This is a genomic window from Rhodococcus sp. T2V (assembly GCF_029269925.1).
In the GTDB taxonomy this organism is placed as follows: domain Bacteria; phylum Actinomycetota; class Actinomycetes; order Mycobacteriales; family Mycobacteriaceae; genus Rhodococcus_F; species Rhodococcus_F koreensis.
This window is the reverse complement of sequence record NZ_JARJBD010000450.1, coordinates 1-337: the sequence shown is the minus strand read 5'-3', so window position 1 is coordinate 337 and position 337 is coordinate 1. Positions and strand designations below refer to the sequence as shown.

Annotated in this window: 1 protein-coding gene; it reads right to left on the bottom strand. The window is 67.1% G+C overall.

Features of this window, described 5'->3' with window-relative positions; all coding sequences use genetic code 11:
- Positions 1 to 337: acyl carrier protein (locus P3H15_RS54790; RefSeq protein WP_276144925.1), on the bottom strand; the 337-nt coding region annotated here is incomplete at both ends.

Sequence of the window (337 nt, the reverse complement as noted above, 5' to 3'; positions counted from 1 at the left end):
TGCGGGAACCGCTCCTGCACCGCGCCGAGGACCTGCACCCGCTTGATCGAGTCAACCCCCAGATCCGCCTCGAGGTCCATCGACGGATCCACCATCTCCACCGGGTAACCAGTCTTGTCCGCCACCACCTCCTGCAACGCCGACCGCAGCGCCGCGGAACTTACCACCGAGGAAGTCGACTCCTGCAGCGCCGCTGAGGTTTCCGACTTCTCTGTGTGCGTCGGGGCCGGGGCCGAGGCGTTGGCGAGGATCTCGACGATCTGATTCAGCGTCCGAAGGACACCGAGTTGCTCGGGGCCCAGGCTCGGCAACTGCGGGAACCGCTCCTGCACCGCGC